The organism is Haloechinothrix salitolerans (assembly GCF_042662605.1).
In the GTDB taxonomy this organism is placed as follows: domain Bacteria; phylum Actinomycetota; class Actinomycetes; order Mycobacteriales; family Pseudonocardiaceae; genus Haloechinothrix_A; species Haloechinothrix_A salitolerans.
In genome coordinates this window covers 5,647,301-5,667,988 of record NZ_JBHSXX010000001.1, presented here as the reverse complement: position 1 = coordinate 5,667,988, position 20,688 = coordinate 5,647,301, and the positions used below count along the sequence as shown (strand labels likewise).

Genomic DNA, 20,688 nt, shown 5'->3' with positions numbered 1-20,688 from the left:
CGCAGCGCGGCCTGGGCGGTTGTGCGCACTCACCCCACCGGACGGAGCGTGCGCTCCGCCCGCAGCGCCAGCTCGATCGCGAAGCGCGTCTCCCGCTCGGCGAGCTGTCGTCCGAACAGCTTATCGAGCTGCCGGAGCCGGTAGCGCACGGTCTGCGCGTGCACGCCGAGCACGTCCGCCATGCGTCCGATGTCGCGCCCCGTTTCCAGCGCGAGCAGGAGTGTGTCGCTGAGTTTGGTCCGTTGTCTGCTGTTGATCCCATTCAGCGGGGCGAGCGCCCGTTCCACCATCTCGGCGACGACCATGGGGTCGTCGAGCATCCACAGGGTCGACAGTTGCCGGTCGAACCACGTGACTTCGACGTTGGGAAGGATGCCGCACTGCACCAGCCGAAGCGTGTGCCGTGCCCATCGCAGCGACTCGCCAGCATGTCTGAGCGCCACCGGTGGCCCGATGGCGGCGCGTGTGCCTGGCACGGCCGCCGTCAGCTCGTTCAGCACCACCAGGTCGTCCTCGCCTACCAACAGGAACGGCGATGCGGTGTTGACATCGGCGAGCACCCGGTTGCCGAAGGCGTGCGCCGGTGGGGCCACGGTGTCTGAGCGCGGCTCGATCGCGATGGCGGCGATCCGCCGGGGCACCTGCCAGCGAGCGGCCTGTGCGAGCCGGGCGATCGTGGTGGCTGGTACAGGGTGCTCGGCGCTGACCAGGATGGCTAGCAGTTCTTTGCGGTGGCGCTCGATGCTGTCGGCGTGGCGAACCTGCGACTGGGTGTGGCCCGCGAACGAGAGTGAACTCAGTTCGTCCATGTAGGCGAACACGGCCTCGCCGAGTTGGCACAACGTAGAGCTGGCGACGCCTGAATCGTGGACGAGTCGCGCCGCGTGTCGCCACGCCGCTCTTGCACCGAGCCGGTATGCCGCTCGTAACGGTTCGATGATCGGCCGTTCGGTGTGCAGGTCGCGGACGCCAAGGTCGTGGAAGTACTTGACGAACGGTTCGGTCTCGGTGCTGGGATCGTCGATGCGATCGAGGAAGTGGCGGATCGCGCGCTCCGCGGCGTCGCTGACGGCGCCGGTGTATCCCTCGTCGGCGAAGGTGGGCACGCCGCGCCGCACTTCGGACGTCACGGTCGCGGTGAGACCGGACAACGCGGGCCGCAGGAGAGTGGCGATGTCGCGGGGAAGCGAGGGGGAGGGCGTCGTCATCAGGTTGGACACTGCTCTGCCTTGGTCGGATGCTGGCCGCGCAACGCTTGATCCACGCGCAGCGAGATTTCGAGTTCGAGCCTGCGGTCGGGGTCGTCAAGGGTGTCGCCGAAAATGCTGTCGACCTGACGCATGCGATACCGGACGGTTTGCGGGTGAATTCCCAGTCGCTGCGCGATATCGCTGACGCTGCCACGTGTTTCCAGCCACGCGAGCGTGGTTTGGGCGGTGCGATGCCGTTGCTTCGACGTCAGCCTCGCCAGTGGCGCGAGCGTGCGGCTGCGCAGTTCTGAGATCAGGAACTCGTCGCCGAGCAGGCACAGCGTCGCGATGTGGTCCTCGCTCCACGTCAACGGGTTGTCCTCGATGACACCACGCAGCACGAGATCAAGGCAGCGCCGCGCCAGCCGCAGTGACGTCGCGGCGTCGCCGATCGCCACCATCGGTCCAACGGCGGCGCGTCTGTCGCCGAGTTGCGGCGCGAGATCGGCCAGGTGCTGAGCCGGCTGTGCGGTGATCAGGCAGGGCGACGGACCGTCGAGGTCCATCAGGACGTCGTCCGGCAGGTCGGGCACCGGCAGTTCTTGCATGTCGTCGGCCGGTTCAAGGGCGACGACCGCGACTTCGTCCCGTAGCGACCAGCCAGCCTTGTCCGCGAGCGTGGTCAGTGACTCGTGTGCCGTACGGGCGGGGTTGAGCAGTGCCTGCGACAGCCTGCGTCGCCTGCGGTCCTTGACGAGTTCCGACTGCGACTGTGCGTGCGTGTAGCCCTCGATGGAGAGTGCGGAAATCTCATCGATATAGACGAAGATCGCCTCGGCGAGCACGGTCAGCGTGCGCATCGGCAGGTGGTGTCGCATGCCCCAGTCGGCGATGTGGCGCCACGCGACCCTGCCGCCGACCCGGTACGCGGTTTGCAGCGAGTCGAGGCTGCGGCCCTCGTGGAACTCGACCTTGCCGATCTTGCGGTACAAGTTCGCCCAGTCCCGGCTGGGGTTGCCGCCGATGCCGACGGTGTCGAGCATGCGTCGCACCGCCTGCTCGACACCGGACCGCATGATCGTGCCGAAGTACCCCTCGAGTGGCCTGGCGTACGCGGGAACGGCTTGTTGGATCTCGGTGATCATGTCGGCCGTGAGTTGGCCGACCGTCGGCAGGAACTTCGCGACGTGCTCCCGTGGCAGTGATTTGACGAGCTTCGCCGCCTCGTTCTCGACGACTTGCAGCGTGCTCGTGTGCCCGGAGCCGTTATGGGCCACCGAATTCCCGCGATCAGAAGACGGTTCCGTGCTTCGCATAGGATTCCCTGATCATTCCATCCCGCCATTTAGAGCATTCATCGCAACGCTATTGTTCGGCCTGATCCGGTGTCAACGGAAAGGTCGGCGTGCTCAGCGTTTTTTGGTATTTGAGCAGCGACTTGGTAGCTGTTTTGCTATCCGTGACAACCAGGTCAGAAGCAATTGTCATCCGTTCACAACCAGGTTGTCGATCCACTCTGGAAGCTTGTTTGACCGAATCACGCACGAGTAGCGTTTCGATGTTGTCGTAAGGCCAAAGGAATCAATCATGATGCGACGTTTGTGCCACGCCGTTGTGGTGATCTTCGCGGTGGGAATGTTGGGATCCTGTTCGTCCGGTGAGGAGCCGTCCAGGCACGAGCGCGCGATCGCATGGGCGGACCAGGTGTGCGACAGCATCCGCGCCGGGGGCGAGGCGCTCTCCGCGCTGCCGAAGATCGACCCGGCCGCGCCCGCCAAGAGCAAGCGGAAGGTGCTGGGCTATCTGGACACCGTCGCCAGCGCGCTCGACGACATGTCGAACGATCTGCATGCCGCCGGAACACCACCGGTCACCGGCGGTATGGCGACTTACGGCTCGGCGATGGCGACGATCGAGGACCTCACGGCGGCCGTCGATGACGCCACGACGCGCCTGCGGGCCACCGAGGTGCGGGACCGGGAAAGTTTGACCAAGGCGCTGAGGGCGGTGGGCACGGTGTTCACCAAGGTGGGTAACAGCACGGGCCCAGCGGGGGAGCTGCGTGAGAATCCCGAACTACGCGAGGTGTTGGCGGACGCGGAACGATGCGATGGCATCGAAAGCGTGACGGCGGCGGGGTGACGTCGGATGCCGCCTGAGCCGTATGACACGCGGGTGCGTCGGGTCGAACCGGCACCGCGGGGTACACGGCGACGACGCGCCGTGCCGGTGGCGGACCTGCTCGCTCGCGAGGGTCGTCCACTCGACGTCGACGACGACTTCCTCCTCACCGACGCCTTGGTGTCCGTGCGCCGCGGGATGGCTGGGCTAGCGGCCGGACTGTTGGTCGTCGTGGGAGGGACGTCCATCGCGGGCCAGTTGCTTGGCGGAAACGGTGACGACCGGGCGAGTTCTGACGACGGACGTTCGGTTGCTCGTGAACGGACCGCGCGTCCCGCGGAGACGTCCACGATCGGCATCGACGTCGCGGACGTGGCATCCCGGACGCGGTCGGCGGCTCAGGGTGGCGAGAGCGGTCGCCGCGCTGGTGGCGGTAGCGGTCAGGCTGGCGGGGGAGGCGGTCAGTCCACATCAGACGCCCGTCCGGGTCCCGCCACACCGCGGACGACGTCGGCCACCCCCGCTCCAGCGCCACCGAAGTCCCAGCAGCGCACGCGGGAGGCGTCAGGTGGCGGTGACCACTCGGGCTCGGGCGACTATCGCGAGTGGTCCGGTGATTACGGTCGAGACTGGTCCGGTGACTACGGCCGTGACTGGTCCGGTGACTACGGCGCGGACTACTGGGGCGGCTGACCACGGGACTCGCGGCGGCCTCACCGCGCCCGGAAGGTGCGTGTCGCCACCGAGCCGCCGAGGACGGCGGCCACAGCCGCGAGGGCGAGCGCCGCGACTAGCTCACCACCGACCGGCATACCGACCGCGAGCGCACGGGTAGCGTCGATGGCGTACGTCAGGGGGTTCACGGTGGACAGCACCCTGATCCAGGTCGGCATAGCGTCAAGCGGCACGTAGGCGCTCGACCCGAACATCAGCGGGAACATCACCACGAACGACGCCGCTTGCATCAGCTCCGGCTTGCTCTGCCAGGTCGCGATCGCGATGAACAGCCACGACAATCCCCAGCCGACCGCGACGGCCACCGCGATCGCCGCCGCCATGCCCGCCATGCCGCCCGGCTTGAAGCCGAGCGCGAACACCCCGGCGGCCGACGCCACTACCAGTTGCACCGTGAGCCGCACCGCGTCCGACACCGTCCGCGCGGCGAGCACCGCGACCAGGTTGATCGGCATGGTGCGCAGCCTGCCCACCCACCCCGAGTAGATCTCCGAGAGCAACGCGGCACCGGAGGCCATCGCCGTCGTCATCGCGATCATCACCAGCGTCGCCGGCATCAGGTAGTTGATGTAGCCGTCGTAGGCGACCACACCAGGCATGTCGCCGATGCCCGCGAAAACCTGGCTGAATAGCAGCAGGATCACCACCGGCTGCAGCAATCCGAAGAACACCAGACGGTAGTCGCCGAACGCCGTCCGCAGCGACCGCGCGGACAACACTCGCAGCTGGGTGATGAACCCGGCACCGCCCCACGCGTCGTTATCTGGTGACAGCCGCAGCGAGGCCCGGTCGACGGCGATGACCAGCGTCGGGGCGTCGTCATCTCTGTGCCGGGTGCGCAGCGCGTGCCTGCTCACGCGCCACCGCCATGCAGCGCGAGGTAGACGTCGTCCAGCGACGGCTCGGTGATGGTCAGATCGCCGATCGCGACACGAGCGTGGTCGAGCGCGCGGACCAGCGCGGGGACGTCGGTTGTCGCCGCGAGCGCGACGCTGAGCGTGTGGTCCCGCATTCGTGCTCGCAGCCCCGCACGCGTCAACGCCTCCCGCGCACGATCGACATCGGACGGACTGACGGTGACGGTCGCGGTGCGGGTGCCGATGCCCGCCTTGAGCTCGGTGGGGCTGCCCTGCGCCACGATCGAGCCCATGGCGAGCACCACGACGTCGTCAGCGAGGGTGTCCGCCTCCTCGAGGTACTGCGTGGTCAGCACGACCGTGGTGCCAGCTGCGGCCAGGCCCGCGACGGCTCGCCACAGCTCGGCCCGGCTGATCGGGTCGAGCCCCGTTGTGGGCTCGTCCAGGAACAGCACCTTGGGTTTGCCGAGCAGGCTCACCGCGAGGTCGAGCCTGCGTCGCATGCCGCCCGAGTACGTGGATACCTTCCGGTCGGCCGCGTCGGTGAGCCCGAACGTGGCGAGCAACTCGTCCGCCCGTGCCTTCGCCGGACGCCGTTTCGCGCCGAGCAGCCGCGCGAACAGCAGCAGGTTCCGCCTACCGGACATCGTCTCGTCCACGGCGGCGAACTGGCTCGTCACACCGATCTGCCCGCGCACGTGCTCACCAAACCTGACGACGTCCCAGCCGCACACGGTCGCGGTGCCGGATGTCGGTTTCGTACGCGTGGTGAGGATGTCGATCAACGTCGTCTTGCCCGCGCCGTTGTGCCCGAGGACGCCGAGCACGCTTCCCGTGCGGACGCTCAGCGAGACGTCGTCGAGCGCGGTGAGCCGGCCGTATCGTTTGCCAAGGCCAGTGACCTCGATCTGTGCGTGTGCCATGCTCGCTGCGCGGGGCCGCCTAGCGGCGGGCGCTGTCGTGGATCAGGTGCGTCGCGCGCAGCGCGATCTCCAACTTGAGGCGTTCGTCCGAGTCGTTGAGCCGGTCGCCGAGGATGTCGTTGACCTGGTTCATCCGGTACCGCACGGTCTGTGGGTGGACACCAAGTCGTGCGGCGATCTCGTTGATACCGCCCCTCGTGCCGAGCCAGGCGAGCAGCGTCTCGAACAGCCGGGTGCGCTGTTTCGTCGTCAAGCCCTCGAATGGTTCCAGCGCGCGGGTGGTGAGCTGGGTGAGTAGAAACTCGTCCGCGCACAGCGCCAGCGTCGTCAGGTGTTGCGAGCAGTCGATGACGTCGTCCGCGGGCAGTACACCCCGTTGCGCGAGGGCGAGTGCGCGTCGTGCCACCGCGTGTGAGCGGTGCGCGTCGACGGGCGGCACCATCGGTCCTACCGCTGCCTTGCGGCCGTACAGCTCCAGTTCGAATCCGGCGAGCTGGCGCTGCGGATCCGAGACGACAAGGCATGGCTCCGCGCTCTCGAAGTCGACGAGGACATCGTTGCCAAGCGTTGATGCGGGAAGTTGGTGCTGGTCCTCGCGATATTCGAGCGCGACGACGGCGACGCGCTCCGGCAACATCCAGTCGGTCGTGTCGACCAGGTCGGCCAGCGACTGGGCCGACGTCGGTTCTGGGGACAACAGCAGCTTGAGCAGTTGCTGGCGCCTGCGCTCCATGGTGCCGCTCGCGCGTGACTGCGCCTCGGTGTAACCGGCGATGGCCACGCTGGAGATCTCGTCGGAGTACTGGAACAACGCGTCGGCGAAAGTGAACAGGGTGTTGGTCGGCGTGCCGACCGCGACACCCGCCGCGCGGATGTGCCGCCAGCCGACGCGGGTGCCGATCCGCACCGCGGTCTGCATCGCGTCCATGGAGCGGCCCTCGATGTACTCCAGCCTGCCGACGTGTCGGAACCAGTCCGCCCAGGCCGAGGTGTCGATCTGATCTCTGCCGATGCCTTCCGCGACCTGCAGCACCGCCTTCTCGACGCTGGTGACGAGCACCTTGCCGAAGTTGCCCTCCAGCGGTTGAGCGTAGGCGGGCACGCCCTCGCGGATCTCTTGGATGATCTCCTTGATCATGCGCCCCGCCACCGGCCGCAGGATCGCCCTGATCTGCGAGGCCGGGATCGACGACAGGATGTCCTGGCTGGACGCGCTTTCCTTGGCCACCCCTTGTCTGGCTCCGTTCGCGCTCGCGGCGGCCTGCCACCGCGCGTCGCGGGCGGCCGGGATCGTGGCAGCCTGTCGTGGCACGGCCTGCTGGTTGAATCTGGCGGTCATCGCTGTCACCCCTGTGACAAGAGCGCCCCTGCGGTCGGCGCCGGTGAGCACGAGCTTGCTCGGACGACGATAGGGAGGGTGTGCCGGGTAATCAATTACTCGCCCTGGACACCTCGACGAAGTGCGAATATTGCCAAAAATTTGCGCTGATCTCACAGTTGGGTCCGGTCGTGGTCGTGAGATGCCAACAAACCGGCAATCTTGCCGGTCACTCTTTGCCTACGTTCGGTAGTGTACCGGATACTCCGCGTCGCGGCACGGGCTTCAGGCTCTGTGTTGTTGTCTCGTGCGTATTGAAATACGCGGTTTCGACCTGTGCTGACAAGAGTGAGCGGCGGTTATTCGGCGGCATTGTTCCGGATTGCTCGCGGGATTAACGTCCGGCGAGTCGGGGGTTCTTGTATCCGAACAGTGGCGCCGGAACGCGGTGCCGCTCCATTCTGCATTGTCTGCGCGGAGACGACGTGAATACACACTTTCGTAGTCGATCAAGGAAATGGGTCGCGGCTGTCACCGCGGCCTCGGCGGCCGGATTGGTGGGGGCGACATTGGCGGTCGGAACCGGGACCGGTGTCGCCGAACCCGCCTCGTTGACGTTGAGCTATACCTGCCCCTTCCCCCTCATCGGGGAACAATCGATGACGGTGGAGATCAACGCCGACGTGCCAAGCTCCGCCGTCGTCGGCGAACCGACGCCGGAGTTCGCCGTCGAGTCGGTGGCCACGGTGCCCGCGACCGCGACTGAGGGCTTGAGCCTGGTCGGCGCCAAGACGATCGAGGGCAGCGGACTGGCCGACGCCACCGTCGCCGCGCCAGAGGCGACGCTGGATGTCCAGGTTCCGGTCGACGTCGAGAAGACCGACGTGCCCGCGAGCGGTGCGTTCGACGTCAGGGCGACGGGTAGCGCTCCGTCGTTGACGTTCACCGAAGCAGGATCGGCGACGATCACGGTTGGCGACCTGCTGCTGACGCTCACGCCCCGGACGGCGGATGGTTCGGAGACAGGCCTCGGCACGTTCGACTCGCAGTGCACGCTTGACGCGGGACAGGACGCGACGCTGGCGGACTTCGAGATCCTGCCGAGCGGTGGGGACGTCGACGGTGGTGCGGATGGCGGTGGTGACGCCGATGGTAGGGACGCCGATGGTGGCACGGATACCGGCGGGGACGCCGCGGGTGGCGCTGACACCGGTGGTGGCACCGATGGCGGTGGTGACGCCGACGGTGGCACCGATGGCGGTGGTGACGCCGACGGTGGCACCGAGACAGGGGGTGCGGCTGCCGGGGGTGGCGCCGACGGCGGCGAGGCGGATGGCGCCGACACCGGTGGTGACGCCGACGGTGGCACCGAGACAGGGGGTGCGGCTGCCGGGGGTGGCGCCGACGGCGGCGAGGCGGATGGCGCCGACACCGGTGGTGACGCCGACGGTGGCACCGAGACAGGGGGTGCGGCCGCTGGCGGGAAGACCGACGGCGGTGGCGATGCCGCGGGTGGAACGGAGACCGGGGGTGACGCCAGCGGGGGTGCCGCGGATGGCGCCGCCGCTGGTGGCGAGGACAGCGGTGGCACCAGCGCGGGTGGCACCGGCAGCGGTGGCACCAGCGCGGGCGGCGTCACCACGACCGCGGGTGACGGTCTGGCGCTCACCGGTGCCTCAGTGTTCGCTCCTCTCGGTGTGGGCATCGGTCTGATCGCGACCGGCGCTCTGCTGATGCTGCTACGCGGACGTCGCGCGAACGCGTAGCCGCCGTGCCCGCTCGGCGACGTCGCTCGCCGTGCCCGAAGTGTTGATCACGTCTACTCGCGCTGTTGTTCGCCGAAGTGGAAAAACGGGACGTATTCGCGCAACAACACGAGTAGACGTGATCAACTTCCTCACGTAACGCGCGACGACAGTGTCCTGACGTGACGACGAAAAGCGCCGTCCCGGGATCCGGCGCGTGAATTCCATTCTTTCGGAGGTTCGAGCGGTGCCCACCACAATGCGACGACTAGCCCTTGCGGCCGCGGCTCTCATCGCGGCACTGCCGTGCCTCGCCGCCACCGGCATGGCGACGGCGTCCCCCGCGCAACTGATGCCCAGCGCCGCGCAGGAGACACAAGACGTCGCGGGAGACGACTTCTACCTGCCGCCGTCGCCACTGCCGGCTGGCGATCCTGGCGACATCATCCGATCGCGACCGTCCGAAGTTGGCTGGCCGAGCGCGCGAGCTAAGGCATGGCAGGTCATGTACCTCTCGACGGACGCACTCGGGGAGCCGACGGCCATGACCGGCACCGTGCTTGTTCCCGAGGGCGTTGACCCCGGCAGCGCACCGATCGTCGCCTTCGGCCCTGGTACGCAGGGTGCGGGGTTTCAGTGCGCGCCGTCCCGCATGATCAGCTCGGGTGCGTTCTACGAGCAGTCCGGACTCAACGACCTCCTGCACAACGGCTTCGCCGTCGCCGTACCGGACTACGAGGGCTATTGGCCCGAGCCTGAGACCACCTACGTCACGGGCAGGTCGATGGGCGCCGCGATGATCGACGTCGTGCGGGCGTCGCAACGGCTCGCCGACGCGGGCTTGTCCGCCGACGCGAAGGTCGCTTTCCGCGGTTACTCCCAGGGTGGCGGGGCAGCCGCGTGGGCAGGGGAGCTGCGGCCGGACTACGCGCCCGAACTGAACCTGGTCGGCATCGCCGCGGGCGGCATTCCGGCTGATCCGGTGCAGCTCGCGCTCCATCTCGACGGCAAGCAAGGCTTCGGTGTGATGGCCTACGCGCTGATCGGGTTCGACAATGCCTATCCCGAGTTGGACCTCGGGTCCTACCTGAACGACGCGGGCGTGCGGGCGTTCGCTGAGATGGAAACCGTCTGCACACTGCGGCTGCTCGTCGACTACGCGGGCAAGAGTATCCAGGACTACACCCACACCAGTCCGTTGTTGCGGCCGGAGTGGGTCGCGCGCTACGAGGACAACACGCTCGGCGCGAACCCACCCGCCGTGCCGATGTTGCAGTATCACGCCACGCAGGACGAGCTAGTCCAGTTCGGACAAGCGAAGGCGTTGCGAGACACCTACTGCGAGGCTGAGGTTCCGTTGACCTGGCAAACCCTCGACATGGGACACATCGACGCCGTCTACCACGGCAATGCCGCGGTCCTCTCTTTCCTCGACGCCAGGCTGGCGGGCGAGCCAGCGGGAACAACTTGCTGACCCTCGGCGTCCATGCGGGCGTCGCGTCCTGGCGGAGTTCGCTTGAGCGGGAAGGGCCCCGCCGTGCGCGATCGCCGCTACTCGTGCCAGACGTCGACCTTGACGACGACGTCGAACTTCAGCTTGTGCCTGTCGGTGCCGATGACCCGGGTGAAGCTGACCTGCTCCCGTCCCGCCAGTTCGGCGTCGAGGTCGAACCCTGCCATCGCGGCGGCGACGTCCCAGCACGAGCCGCCCTGACCCGCCTCGATCTCATCGGGGCTCGGGATGCCTGGGGAGCCGAACACGAACCGTCCCCTGCAGTCGCGTTCGACGCCGTGACCCGCGACGAACAGCTTCTTCGGTGCGTTGGTCACCACGGTGCCCGGCTTGCCGCGTCCGTCGCTGAGCGTCACCCACTGCCCGCCAGTGAGCTTGTCCTCGCTCCGCGAGGCGACGGCGACGTCGTTGACGCGGAACTGGAACCGGATCTCGCCCTTGTTGAGACCGCCGTTATCGGCGTCCCCGATGACGTGAACCTTGTGGAACGTCACCAGCGCTTTCCGCTGCGACGTGCGGAAGCTGCCGAAGATGTGCCGCGCGTTGCCGTCGGCGTCCTCGGCGACGATGGTCGCGTCGTACCGGGTGTTCGGGCTGAGACCGGTGAAGGTCGGGCTGAAGTCGGTGGTCAGCCCGTACCCGCTGTCCTGCGGTGACAGGCCGGTGATCAACACCCAGATCTTGGTCGGCACGTGGGTGCGGACGGTGAACGCGGCGGTGGTGCCGGTGGCCGAGACCTTCGCGGTGTGGATGCACTCCAGCTCGCAGCCTTCCATGCCGGAGCTGTAGCCGTCTCCCGCGGCCGCGTCCTTGCCGGGGCCGTGCTGTTCCTGCGGCCGGGTGCCGAAGTCGAACGTCACCGGCGCGGGCGGGGTCGGTGCGATGCCACCGATGTCCTTTGCCCAGCTCAGCGCGCCAGGAGTGGGATTGTCGACGTCGAGTGTGTCCTGCTTGCCTTCATAGCGGGGTTCGCCGTCGGCCGCGTGCGCGGCGTCCGCGCCGGTGCCCTCGGCAGTGGGTTGCGCCGGTGCCGGTGCCGAGGCGTTCCGCGGTCCAGCCGTCGCGCCGTCCGTCGTCGCGGCGATCGGGGTGCCGCCCGTGCTGCCGGGTAGTCCTACGCCAGTTGCCGCGACACCGCCCACGCCAAGTACCGCGAGGGCCGTCAGCGTCATGGTCGCCCATCGAAGCCGTGTGTTCATGTCCCACTCCTTCTCGTCCGCCGTGCCCTCGATGGGGCCGGTCAGCGCTGGGATGCGGGACGTCGGTCGGTGGTCACAGAAACTTCGCGCGGAGTTTCAGCGCACCTCGGACGTGCGGTGAAAGCGTCATGCACCGCGCTCAGTGCAGCTCGGCGAATCGGCGCTCCAGGCCGTCGAGAAACGACAGTAGCGCGAGCTCGAACGCCTCGTCGTCGATCTCGTCGGCGTGCGCGCTGAGCTTGTGGGCCTGGTCGAGGTGGGGATAACGGTCGACGTAGATCTGGACGTCGTCGTCGAAACCCCTGGCGAACGACGTCATCGCCGCGCCGACCACCAGGTATTTCGTGGACGCGCCGATCAGCGTGGCTTGCCGGGGTGGCCAGCCGGCCGCGACCAGGCCGCCGTGCACGGCGTCGGCGCGTTGCAACGACGTCTCGCGCCTGCCGGGGCCGCTCGCGAGGAACGGCACCATGTTCGGATGCGCGCGTAGCGCGGCGCGGTAGGAGCGCGCCCAGGTCGCGACGCCTTGACGCCAGTCGCCGTCGCGGAAGCCGGTGACGTCGACCTGCGCCATGATCTGGTTGCTGATCTCGTGCAGCAGTTCGTCCTTGTTCTTGACGTGGTTGTACAGCGAGGCCACCTGCACGCCGAGCACCGTGGCGAGCCTGCGCATCGAGAGCCCGTCCAGCCCGTCGGAGTCGACGATGTCAAGCGCGGCAGCCGCCATGCGAGCCAGGCTCAACAGCGGTGTCTTTGGCCGTCCCATGCGTCCTCCGTGCGGTCAGCTCCATCGTATGCATCGTGTCCCTCACTCCCGACGCCGTGTTCCTTGCTCCAGACGTCGTGTCCCTCGCCCACAACGTCGTGTCCCTCACTCCCGACGTCGGTTGTCGTGGGCGGCGACCGCGTGCCACTATGTTAGCGAACAGTGTTCGTTTGGAGGTAGCCGTGGATCTGTCCCTCACCGACGAGCAGCGTGCGGTCCAGCAGCTCGCGCGAGATTTCGTCGACCGTGAGGTCGTGCCCAACGTCAAAGAGTGGGACCGCGCCGAGCAGGTCGACATCGGGATCGTCAAGCAGCTCGCTGAGTTGGGCTTTCTGGGTCTGACCGTGCCAGAGGAGTACGGCGGATCGGGCGGCGATCACCTCAGCTACTGCCTTGTCATGGAGGAGTTCGGGCGAGGAGACACCGCGATCCGCGGCATCGTGTCGGTGTCGCTTGGTTTGGTGACGAAGCAGATCGTCAAGTACGGCACCGAGGAGCAGAAGCGGCATTGGGTGCCGAGGCTGTGCTCTGGTGAGTCGCTTGGCTGCTTTGGGCTCACCGAGCCCGGCACCGGGTCGGACGCGGCCAACCTCACCACGCGCGCTGTGCGCGACGGTGACGACTGGGTCATCACCGGCCAGAAGATGTTCATCACCAACGGCACCTGGGCCGACGTCGCACTGATCTTCGCTCGCACCGACGGTCCCGGGCCCAAGGGTGTGACCGCATTCCTGGTGCCGACCGACGCCGAGGGCTTCAGTAGGTCGGAGATCAAAGGCAAGCTCGGCCTGCGTGGCCAGGCCACCGCTGAGCTCACCCTGGACGGCGTCCGGGTGCCGGACTCGGCCCGGCTCGGCGAGCGCGGCCAGGGCTTCAACATCGCCATGTTCGCCCTCGACAAGGGTCGTATGGCGGTCGCGGCGGGCTGCGTCGGACTCGCCCGCGCCGCGCTTGAGGCCAGCGTCAACTACGCCAAGGAGCGCGAACAGTTCGGCAAGCCGATCGCGAGCTTTCAGCTCGTCCAGGAAATGCTGGCAGACATGGCGGTCGAGGCCGACGCGGCACGGTTGCTGGTGTGGCGCGTCGCCGACCACATCGAGCGCGGTGAGAAGTTCAAGACCGAGGCGTCGATGGCGAAGCTCTACGCCAGCGAGGCCGCCGTGAAGGCGTCCAACCTCGCCATCCAGGTGTTCGGTGGCTACGGCTACATCGACGAGTACCCGGTCAGCAAGTTCTTGCGCGACGCCCGAGTGCTCACGCTGTACGAGGGCACGACACAGGTGCAAAAACTGCTCATCGGCCGTTCGCTGACCGGCATCAACGCGTTTAACCAAGAAGACCGAACGTAAGCCGACCGGCACACTCATTCGCCCTGCCAGTTCGGCTTTGGTTCTGCCGGATTGGTTTCTACCAACACTGTAGGAATCCACAATGGACTTTTCACTGACCACAGAGGAACGCGAGATCCGCGATTGGGTGCGCACGTTCATCCGCCGCGAGGTCATGCCGCTGGAACAGGAAGTGCTGCGGCGCGAACGGGCGGGACAGCCAGGCATCACCTCGGACGAGCGCACCGAACTTCAGCTCAAGGCCAAGGATGCGGGCTTCTGGGGCCTCCAGACCCCGGAGTCCTACGGCGGTATGGGGCTGTCCGCCGTCATGACGGCCCTGCTCATGGTGGAGGTCGGCCGGACGTTCGTGCCGTTCCAGTTCGGTGGTGACGCCGACAACATCCTCTACCACGCCAACGAGGAACAGCAGCGGCGTTACCTCCTGCCGACGATCGCGGGCGAGCGGAAGTCATGTTTCGCGATCACCGAGCCTGGCGCGGGATCGGACGCGAAGGCCATCCGCACCAGCGCCCGCAAGGACGGCACCGACTGGATCATCAACGGCGAGAAGACGTTCATCACCGGCGGCAACGAGGCCGACTTCACCATGGTCTTCGCCGTCACCGACCCCGAGCGTGGCGCGAACGGCGGTGTCACTTGCTTCCTCGTCGATCGCGACATGGGTTGGAAGTCCGAGCCGATCGACACCATGGGCGAGTGGGCGCCCGCCTCGCTGGTCTTCGACAACGTGCGCGTACCGGAGTCGCAGATCCTCGGTGAGGAGGGTAAGGGCTTCGAGCTGGCGATGCAGTGGATCGGCCGGGGCCGGTACCTTATCCCCGCCCGTGCGCTCGGCTCGTGCGAACGGCTGCTGGAGATGGGCATCGACTACGCCAATACCCGCGAGACGTTCGGCAAACCGATCGCCGACCGGCAGGCGATCCAATGGATGATCGCGGATTCCTCGGTCGAGATCGAGGCGCTGCGGTGGCTCGTGCTGCACGCGGCGTGGCTGGTCGACACCGATGGTGGCGTCGCGTCGCGGCATGCGCAGTCGATCGCCAAGTTGTACGGCGCGACCAAGGCGAACGAGATCGTCGATCGTGTGTTGCAGATTCACGGCGGCATGGGCTATACGCGTGAGTTGCCGATCGAGCGCTGGTACCGCGAGCTGCGGCTGGCCCGCATCTACGAGGGCACCGACGAGATCCAGCGCCGCACCATCGCGAACAACCTGTTGCGCGGCAAGGTGAAACCGACCGGATCGCTCGGCTGAGGAGGGACATGACGGAGGCACGCTTCACGACGTCGGACGGCGTCACGCTCGCGGTGACCGAGCGCGGCCGGGACGACACCGACGTCTGCGCGGTGCTGCTGCACGGCTGGACGGAGGACGGCTCCGTGTGGGACGACGTCGCCGCGCGGCTCGGCGACACCATGCGCGTGCTCGCCCTGGACCTGCGCGGCCATGGCGACTCCGACCCCGCGCCACGCGGATCGGCCACCCTCGACCGGCTCGCGGACGACGTCGCGGAGCTGCTCGCGGCGCGCGTGCCCGAGGGCCGGGTCGTGCTCGCCGGGCATTCCATGGGCGGCATGACGATGATGGCGCTGGCCGAGCGGCATCCGGACGTCGTTGAGCAGCGGGTGTCCGGCGCGGTGTTCGTGGCGACGTCGGCGGGCCAGATGCGGGACGTGATGTCGCGGATGCCCGCGCCGATCGCGGCGGCCGACCGGTGGCGGCGGCGTCTCGCGCGCCGGAAATCGGCGGGTGCCACCGTGTCTGGAGCGGCCACGGAGCGCCGGGCTTCGTCGCGACCGACGTCCCCCACCTCGACGTCCACCCCGACGTCGGCACGCTCGCGGGCCACCGCGCGCGGCGCGCTGCCGGTCCCGAGTAAGCGCCTCTCGAGCTACATCCTGCGTGCCGTTGTCTTCGGTGAGAACGCGGATTCCGCGCACGTGCGGGCCGCTGTCGAACAGTGCGCGCGGGCGCATCGCGGCAGCGCCGCAGGGTTCAACCACTCGATCATGACACACGACAGGGCGGCCGCGCTGTGCGCCTTCGCGGGCGTACCGACCGCTGTACTCGTCGGGGACAGGGACCGACTCACACCACCATCGCACGCTCACGCCATCGCGGACGAACTGCCGAATGCGGAGTTCGTCCTGTTCGCGGGCGCGGGGCACATGCTGCCGTACGAACGCCCGGACGGCGTGGCCGCCGCCATCCGCACGGTCGTCGCCCAGCCCGCGACACCGTAACCACGGCCACCTCGCCGCGCCGGGCGTGTGTGGCTACGGTGGCTCAGGACAACGGAGATCACTCGGGAAGGATGCACATGCGCGCAGTGCGGATCACCTCGCTGGACGGGCCGCGGGCCGTCGAGATCGCCGACGTCGACGCGCCGACACCGGACGACGGCAAGGTCCTGATCGACGTCCACGCCGCCGGTGTCACCTTTCCGGACGTGCTGCAGACCAGGGGCCTGTACCAGATCAAGCCACCGGTGCCGTTCACACCGGGGTCCGAGGTCGCCGGGGTCGTGCGCGTCGCGCCTGAGGGCAGTGGTTTCACCGAGGGGCAGCGCGTCGCGGCGTTCGTTGGCTTTGGTGGCTTTTGCGAGACCATCGCCGCCGACCCGGCCACGGTGTTCCCGCTACCGGACCGGATGTCGTTCGCTCACGGTGCCGCCGTACCGATGAACGTGCTCACCGCGCACTTCGCGTTGCGGCGGCGGACCACGCTGTGTGAGGGCGAGACGGTGCTCGTGCACGGCGCGGCGGGTGGAGTCGGTAGCGCGTCGATCCAGCTCGCGAAGGCGCTCGACGCCAGGGTGATCGGCGTGGTGTCCAGCGATGCGAAGGCAGAGCTCGCGCGAGCGGCAGGCGCGGACGACGTCGTCTACGCGGACGGCTTCAAGGACGCCGTCAAGGAACTCACCGGCGGACGCGGCGTCGACGTCGTCGTCGACCCGGTGGGCGGTGACCGGTTCACGGACTCGCTGCGGAGCCTCGCGCGCGAGGGGCGGCTGCTAGTCATCGGCTTCACCGCGGGGGAGATTCCCACGGTCAAGGTCAACCGGCTGCTGCTGAACAACATCTCGGTCGTCGGCGTTGCCTGGGGCGAGTTCTTCCTGCACCGGATGGCGTACCTGCACGAGCAGTGGGACGACCTGTGGCCGCTGCTGGCGGCGGGCAAGCTCGACCCGCACATCGGCGCGCGGTACCCACTGGACAAGGCGGCCGACGCGCTGGCGAGCATGGACGAGCGCACCGCCGTCGGCAAGATCGTTTTGGAGGTCGTGAGCGAGTAGCCGGGCAGCGGCCCTATCAGCGCAGCGCCAGCGCCACCGTCAGCTCAAGGACCTGCCTCGGGTCCGACAGCGCGTCGCCGTAGTGCTCGCGGAGTTGGCTCATCCGGTAGCGCACGGTCTGCGGATGCACGAACAGGTCCTCGGCCACGGCGTCCCGACGTCCCTGATGCAACAGCCACGACCGCAACGTGTCGGTGAGGCGCGCTACCGTGCTCCTCGGGAGCTCACACAGCGGTGCGAGGGCACGCTCCCGCAAGTCGTCATAGGCGTCGCTGTCCGCGCTGAGAACCAGCTCGACGAGGCAGCGTTCGGTGTCGATCGGCTCGCCGGTGGCGGGCATGACCTCGACGGCCCGCACCGTGCGGGCGAAGGATGCCCTGACGTCCCGCCACGGCCGGGCGGGGCCGACGACCGCGTGCATGCCCCGGAGGAGTTGCAGCAGGTGTGCCCTGCTCGTGTCCGCCTCGGCGGGCACGAGCAGCACCGCCATGGACTCGGTCGCCGGGGCCCCTGGCAGGTTGTCGGCGAGTAGCAGGGTCGTGGGGTCGAGTAGCTGTCGCACGGCGTGGGCACGAGCTTCGGCCAGCAGGACGGCGACCAGCATGGTCGGCGGGATCCAGCCTGCCCGCTCGGCGTCGGCGAGCAGGACGTCCTCGGCGGCGCCCTCGAGCAGGCTCCTGCCGAGCCGTTCGAGTTGACGCTGCCGTGCTCTATCCTGCGTGGCCAGTGCGTCGGCGTGGCCGGCGGCGCTGGTCGCGGACAGTTCGTCGATGAAGGCGAACACCAGCTCGGCGAACTTGGCCATGGTCTCGGCGGCCAGCCCGGACTCGACGGCGGCCGACGACCAACCGCGCCAGGCCACCCGCGCCCCGACGCGATAGGCGGCGAGTAGGGCCTCCATGCTGCGCCCGTTGGCCGCCTCGCCCCTGCCGAGTTCGAAGGCCGCGTCCGCGCCCGCGCCGAGGTCGGCGACTTGCGATGCCGAGCCGCTCGCCAACTCGAGGAAGTTGTCCAGCGCGGTCTGCACGGCGTGCCGGATGTTGGCGCCCCTGCGACCGGTCAGCGCTCCGGCGTAGCTGGGCACTTCGGCCATGATGGCCGCGACGACGTCATCCGCGACGGCGGGTAGCCGTTCGCGGAGCGCGGCGATGGTCGTGGCATCGATGTCCAGGTCAGCGGCGCCTTGGATGGCGCGGCTGGCGACGGGTTCACTGCGGTCTGGCATGGCTTGTTCCTCGCGAACAATTTCATGTTACGGATTCACATCGACAGGTCAGGACTTTACGCGCAACAACGGAACATGCTGGACGCATGGCAGTGATAGCAGCTCCTACGCGTGGCGCGCTCGCGTCCTTGCGCGCGCGAGCCGCACGGATCGCGGAATTCGTCACGACCCCGGTGCTGCCGTCGGACTACCTGGACATGATCAGCCCGCTGCGCGCGTCGGCCGACCTGCGCGGCAGGATCGAGGAAGTGCTTCCCGAGACGCCTGACGCGGCGACGCTGGTCATCACGCCAGGCAGGGGCTGGCGTGGCCACGTGCCGGGGCAGTACGTCCGCATCGGTGTCGACGTCGACGGCGTGCGGCAGTGGCGGGCGTACTCGCTCACCTCGCGGGCCAACCGCGCCGACGGCAGGATCTCGATCACGGTCAAGGCCATGCCAGATGGCGTGGTCAGCAACTACCTGGTGCGGCGCGTCCGACCCGGCACGCTGATTCAGCTCGACCAGGCCAAGGGCGACTTCACCCTGCCATCGCCCCTGCCGGGCAAGGCGTTGTTCCTGACGGCGGGCAGCGGCATCACCCCGGTGATGGGGATGCTGCGCAACGCCGTCACCGAGCTGGACGACGTCGTCGTGGTGCACTCCGCGCCGCGGTCGAGCGATGTGATCTTCGCGGACGAGCTGCGGCGGCTCGCCGCGTCGGGCCAGATCCGGCTGGTGGAGCGCCACACCGACGTCGAGGGCATGCTCGACCTCGCCGAACTGGACGGCATCGTCGCCGACTGGGCCGAGCGCGAGACCTGGGCATGTGGGCCAACCGGTCTGCTGGACGCGGCGGAACAACGCTGGTCGGACGTAGGCGTCGTCGACCGGTTGCACACCGAGCGGTTCCGCCCAAGCGTCATCGTCACCGGCCAAGGCGGCCAGGTGACCTTCAGCAAGACCGACACCACCGTCGACGCCGACGGCTCCACCCCGCTGCTCGACACCGGGGAGCGCGCGGGGGTGCTGATGCCGTCCGGCTGCCGGATGGGGATCTGCTTCGGCTGCGTGGCGCCGCTGCGCGACGGCGCGGTGCGCGACCTGCGCAACGGTGAGATCACCATGGCGGCGCCTGGCGACGGCGTCCTCATCCAGACCTGCGTGTCCGCCGCGGCGGGCACCTGCGACATCGAACTCTAGGAGACACACCCATGACCGCTGTGATCAGTGAGCGGCCCGACGTTCGTACCGTGCCCGATCCCGCCGATCCCACGGCGCATCTGACCGACGAAGACATCGAGAACATCGGCAAGGAGCTCGACGCGCTGCGTCAGCAGGTCATCGCCAGCAGAGGAGAGCGCGACGCGGCCTACATCCGCCGCGTTATCGATGCTCAGCGCAAGCTCGAACTCGGCAGTCGCGCGGTGCTGCTGTTCTCGCTGTTCCCACCCGCCTGGCTGGTGGGCACGGCTGGGCTGTCGATCGCCAAGATCCTGGAGAACATGGAGATCGGGCACAACATCATGCACGGCCAGTGGGACTGGATGCGTGACCCGAAGATCCACTCGACCACCTGGGAGTGGGACAACGTCTCGCCGTCAGACCAGTGGAAGCACTCGCACAACCAGGTGCATCACACCTACACGAACGTGATCGGCAAGGACAACGACCTCGGCTACGGCATCATGCGGGTCTCAGCCGACCAGAAGTGGTACCCGTTCTACCTCGGCCAGCCGCTGTGGAACTTCGTCAACGCCTGCTTCTTCGAGTTCGGCATCGCGGCCTACGATCTCGAGCTAGGCAAGAACCTGCAGGAAGGCCGGCGCGACGACCCCGATTTCCGCAGGCGCGCCAAGCAGGTGCTGCGCAAGATCCGGCGCCAGGCCACCAAGGACTACGTGGTGCACCCACTGCTGTCCGGTCCGTCCGCGGTGCACACACTCACGGCGAACTTCACCGCGAACCTGGTGCGGAACCTGTGGACGCACTCCGTCATCATGTGCGGACACTTCCCGTACGGTGTGGACACCTTTGAGCGGTCGTCCATCGAGGGCGAGTCGCGCGGCCAGTGGTACCTGCGGCAGATGCTCGGCTCGGCCAACATCTCCGGCAGCCCGCTCATGCACCTGATGACCGGCAATTTGTCGCACCAGATCGAGCACCACCTGTTCCCCGACCTGCCGAGCAACCGCTACGCGGAGATCGCGCCGAAGGTCCGGGACCTGTTCGAGCGGTACCAGCTCAACTACGTGACCGGGCCGCTGCCGAAGCAGGTCGCGTCGGCGTGGCGGAAGATCTTCCTGCTGTCGTTGCCGAACGACGCCGCCAAGCGGGTGGAGCGCGCCATCGATGGCTTCCGCCCCGCGAGGCTGGTGCGGGGGCTGCTCAACCGCGTCCTTCCGGTGTAGAGCCGCGCGAAGTTTGGCGCACCCCTCTGACCCCGTCCCCGGACGTCGCGATCGGCGTA

18 protein-coding genes are annotated in these 20,688 nt (G+C 68.0%); 10 read left to right on the top strand and 8 right to left on the bottom strand.

All coding sequences use genetic code 11. From position 1 onward, the window contains the following. Window positions 1-29: 29 nt before the first annotated feature. Both ACFQGD_RS27020 and ACFQGD_RS27015 read right to left on the bottom strand, forming a co-directional pair. On the bottom strand, window positions 30-1,208 hold the full coding sequence (locus ACFQGD_RS27020) for an RsbRD N-terminal domain-containing protein (RefSeq protein WP_345393651.1): 1,179 nt from the start codon (window positions 1,206-1,208) through the stop codon (window positions 30-32). After that, the gene (locus tag ACFQGD_RS27015) at window positions 1,208-2,506 is read right to left on the bottom strand and encodes an RsbRD N-terminal domain-containing protein (protein WP_390183582.1); all 1,299 of its coding nucleotides are present in this window, start codon (window positions 2,504-2,506) and stop codon (window positions 1,208-1,210) included. Before ACFQGD_RS27015 ends, ACFQGD_RS27020 begins: the two co-directional genes overlap by 1 nt. 271 nt (window positions 2,507-2,777) lie before the next feature. Between ACFQGD_RS27015 and ACFQGD_RS27010 the strand changes: the two genes are divergently transcribed. Beyond that, complete coding sequence (locus tag ACFQGD_RS27010) at window positions 2,778-3,332, top strand: hypothetical protein (RefSeq protein ID WP_345393646.1); 555 nt, start codon at window positions 2,778-2,780, stop codon at window positions 3,330-3,332. Window positions 3,333-3,413: 81 nt separating this feature from the next. After that, window positions 3,414-4,004 (top strand): hypothetical protein, encoded by a 591-nt coding sequence (locus tag ACFQGD_RS27005; RefSeq protein WP_345393643.1) that lies wholly within the window; start codon window positions 3,414-3,416, stop codon window positions 4,002-4,004. A 20-nt stretch (window positions 4,005-4,024) separates the two neighbouring features. On the opposite strand, the gene ACFQGD_RS27000 is transcribed toward ACFQGD_RS27005, so the two are convergent. The 3 genes from ACFQGD_RS27000 to ACFQGD_RS26990 are packed head-to-tail and all read right to left on the bottom strand — an operon-like array spanning window position 4,025 to window position 7,165. After that, on the bottom strand, window positions 4,025-4,852 hold the full coding sequence (locus tag ACFQGD_RS27000; RefSeq protein WP_390183583.1) for an ABC transporter permease: 828 nt from the start codon (window positions 4,850-4,852) through the stop codon (window positions 4,025-4,027). Between the two features lie 47 nt (window positions 4,853-4,899). Further along, entirely contained in the window at window positions 4,900-5,826 is a 927-nt protein-coding gene (locus ACFQGD_RS26995; protein WP_345393640.1) for an ATP-binding cassette domain-containing protein, read from the bottom strand. Between the two features lie 19 nt (window positions 5,827-5,845). Next, window positions 5,846-7,165: an RsbRD N-terminal domain-containing protein gene (locus ACFQGD_RS26990; RefSeq protein ID WP_345393637.1), complete on the bottom strand. Its 1,320-nt coding sequence runs from the start codon at window positions 7,163-7,165 to the stop codon at window positions 5,846-5,848. Window positions 7,166-7,629: 464 nt separating this feature from the next. Between ACFQGD_RS26990 and ACFQGD_RS26985 the strand changes: the two genes are divergently transcribed. Further along, the gene (locus ACFQGD_RS26985) at window positions 7,630-8,910 is read left to right on the top strand and encodes a DUF6801 domain-containing protein (protein WP_390221107.1); all 1,281 of its coding nucleotides are present in this window, start codon (window positions 7,630-7,632) and stop codon (window positions 8,908-8,910) included. 238 nt (window positions 8,911-9,148) lie between these two features. Continuing rightward, window positions 9,149-10,363: a lipase family protein gene (locus tag ACFQGD_RS26980; RefSeq protein WP_390183585.1), complete on the top strand. Its 1,215-nt coding sequence runs from the start codon at window positions 9,149-9,151 to the stop codon at window positions 10,361-10,363. A gap of 77 nt (window positions 10,364-10,440) precedes the next feature. Here the strand turns inward: ACFQGD_RS26980 and ACFQGD_RS26975 are convergent, their stop codons facing one another. After that, window positions 10,441-11,601: a hypothetical protein gene (locus tag ACFQGD_RS26975; RefSeq protein ID WP_345393628.1), complete on the bottom strand. Its 1,161-nt coding sequence runs from the start codon at window positions 11,599-11,601 to the stop codon at window positions 10,441-10,443. 139 nt (window positions 11,602-11,740) lie between these two features. Next, window positions 11,741-12,367, bottom strand: coding sequence for a TetR/AcrR family transcriptional regulator (locus tag ACFQGD_RS26970; RefSeq protein WP_345393625.1), 627 nt, complete (start codon window positions 12,365-12,367; stop codon window positions 11,741-11,743). 182 nt (window positions 12,368-12,549) lie between these two features. On the opposite strand from ACFQGD_RS26970, the gene ACFQGD_RS26965 reads away from it, so the two are divergent. The 4 genes from ACFQGD_RS26965 (at window position 12,550) to ACFQGD_RS26950 (ending at window position 17,015) form a co-directional block, all read left to right on the top strand. Next, entirely contained in the window at window positions 12,550-13,716 is a 1,167-nt protein-coding gene (locus ACFQGD_RS26965) for an acyl-CoA dehydrogenase family protein (RefSeq protein WP_345393623.1), read from the top strand. An 82-nt stretch (window positions 13,717-13,798) separates the two neighbouring features. After that, window positions 13,799-14,974, top strand: a complete 1,176-nt coding sequence (locus ACFQGD_RS26960; protein ID WP_345393620.1) for an acyl-CoA dehydrogenase family protein — start codon at window positions 13,799-13,801, stop codon at window positions 14,972-14,974. A gap of 8 nt (window positions 14,975-14,982) precedes the next feature. Further along, a complete protein-coding gene (locus ACFQGD_RS26955) occupies window positions 14,983-15,963 on the top strand; it encodes an alpha/beta fold hydrolase (protein WP_345393617.1) in 981 nt (326 codons plus the stop codon). A gap of 77 nt (window positions 15,964-16,040) precedes the next feature. Beyond that, a complete protein-coding gene (locus ACFQGD_RS26950) occupies window positions 16,041-17,015 on the top strand; it encodes an NADPH:quinone oxidoreductase family protein (protein ID WP_345393614.1) in 975 nt (324 codons plus the stop codon). A 16-nt stretch (window positions 17,016-17,031) separates the two neighbouring features. Here the strand turns inward: ACFQGD_RS26950 and ACFQGD_RS26945 are convergent, their stop codons facing one another. Beyond that, window positions 17,032-18,240 (bottom strand): PucR family transcriptional regulator, encoded by a 1,209-nt coding sequence (locus ACFQGD_RS26945; RefSeq protein ID WP_345393611.1) that lies wholly within the window; start codon window positions 18,238-18,240, stop codon window positions 17,032-17,034. 86 nt (window positions 18,241-18,326) lie between these two features. Here ACFQGD_RS26945 and ACFQGD_RS26940 point away from each other — a divergent pair, with 86 nt between their 5' ends. Together ACFQGD_RS26940 and ACFQGD_RS26935 are read left to right on the top strand one after the other, a co-directional pair. Next, window positions 18,327-19,421, top strand: a complete 1,095-nt coding sequence (locus tag ACFQGD_RS26940) for a ferredoxin reductase (RefSeq protein ID WP_345393608.1) — start codon at window positions 18,327-18,329, stop codon at window positions 19,419-19,421. Between the two features lie 11 nt (window positions 19,422-19,432). Further along, window positions 19,433-20,629 (top strand): fatty acid desaturase family protein, encoded by a 1,197-nt coding sequence (locus ACFQGD_RS26935; RefSeq protein ID WP_345393605.1) that lies wholly within the window; start codon window positions 19,433-19,435, stop codon window positions 20,627-20,629. The last annotated feature ends 59 nt before the right edge of the window (window positions 20,630-20,688 follow it).

Coding starts and splice junctions, on each gene's coding strand:
- ACFQGD_RS27020 (WP_345393651.1), bottom strand. CDS start 1,208: ATGACGACGCCCTCCCCCTCGCTTCCCCGCGACATCGCCACTCTCCTG.
- ACFQGD_RS27015 (WP_390183582.1), bottom strand. CDS start 2,506: ATGCGAAGCACGGAACCGTCTTCTGATCGCGGGAATTCGGTGGCCCAT.
- ACFQGD_RS27010 (WP_345393646.1), top strand. CDS start 2,778: ATGATGCGACGTTTGTGCCACGCCGTTGTGGTGATCTTCGCGGTGGGA.
- ACFQGD_RS26995 (WP_345393640.1), bottom strand. CDS start 5,826: ATGGCACACGCACAGATCGAGGTCACTGGCCTTGGCAAACGATACGGC.
- ACFQGD_RS26990 (WP_345393637.1), bottom strand. CDS start 7,165: ATGACCGCCAGATTCAACCAGCAGGCCGTGCCACGACAGGCTGCCACG.
- ACFQGD_RS26980 (WP_390183585.1), top strand. CDS start 9,149: ATGCGACGACTAGCCCTTGCGGCCGCGGCTCTCATCGCGGCACTGCCG.
- ACFQGD_RS26975 (WP_345393628.1), bottom strand. CDS start 11,601: ATGAACACACGGCTTCGATGGGCGACCATGACGCTGACGGCCCTCGCG.
- ACFQGD_RS26970 (WP_345393625.1), bottom strand. CDS start 12,367: ATGGGACGGCCAAAGACACCGCTGTTGAGCCTGGCTCGCATGGCGGCT.
- ACFQGD_RS26960 (WP_345393620.1), top strand. CDS start 13,799: ATGGACTTTTCACTGACCACAGAGGAACGCGAGATCCGCGATTGGGTG.
- ACFQGD_RS26955 (WP_345393617.1), top strand. CDS start 14,983: ATGACGGAGGCACGCTTCACGACGTCGGACGGCGTCACGCTCGCGGTG.
- ACFQGD_RS26950 (WP_345393614.1), top strand. CDS start 16,041: ATGCGCGCAGTGCGGATCACCTCGCTGGACGGGCCGCGGGCCGTCGAG.
- ACFQGD_RS26945 (WP_345393611.1), bottom strand. CDS start 18,240: ATGCCAGACCGCAGTGAACCCGTCGCCAGCCGCGCCATCCAAGGCGCC.
- ACFQGD_RS26940 (WP_345393608.1), top strand. CDS start 18,327: ATGGCAGTGATAGCAGCTCCTACGCGTGGCGCGCTCGCGTCCTTGCGC.
- ACFQGD_RS26935 (WP_345393605.1), top strand. CDS start 19,433: ATGACCGCTGTGATCAGTGAGCGGCCCGACGTTCGTACCGTGCCCGAT.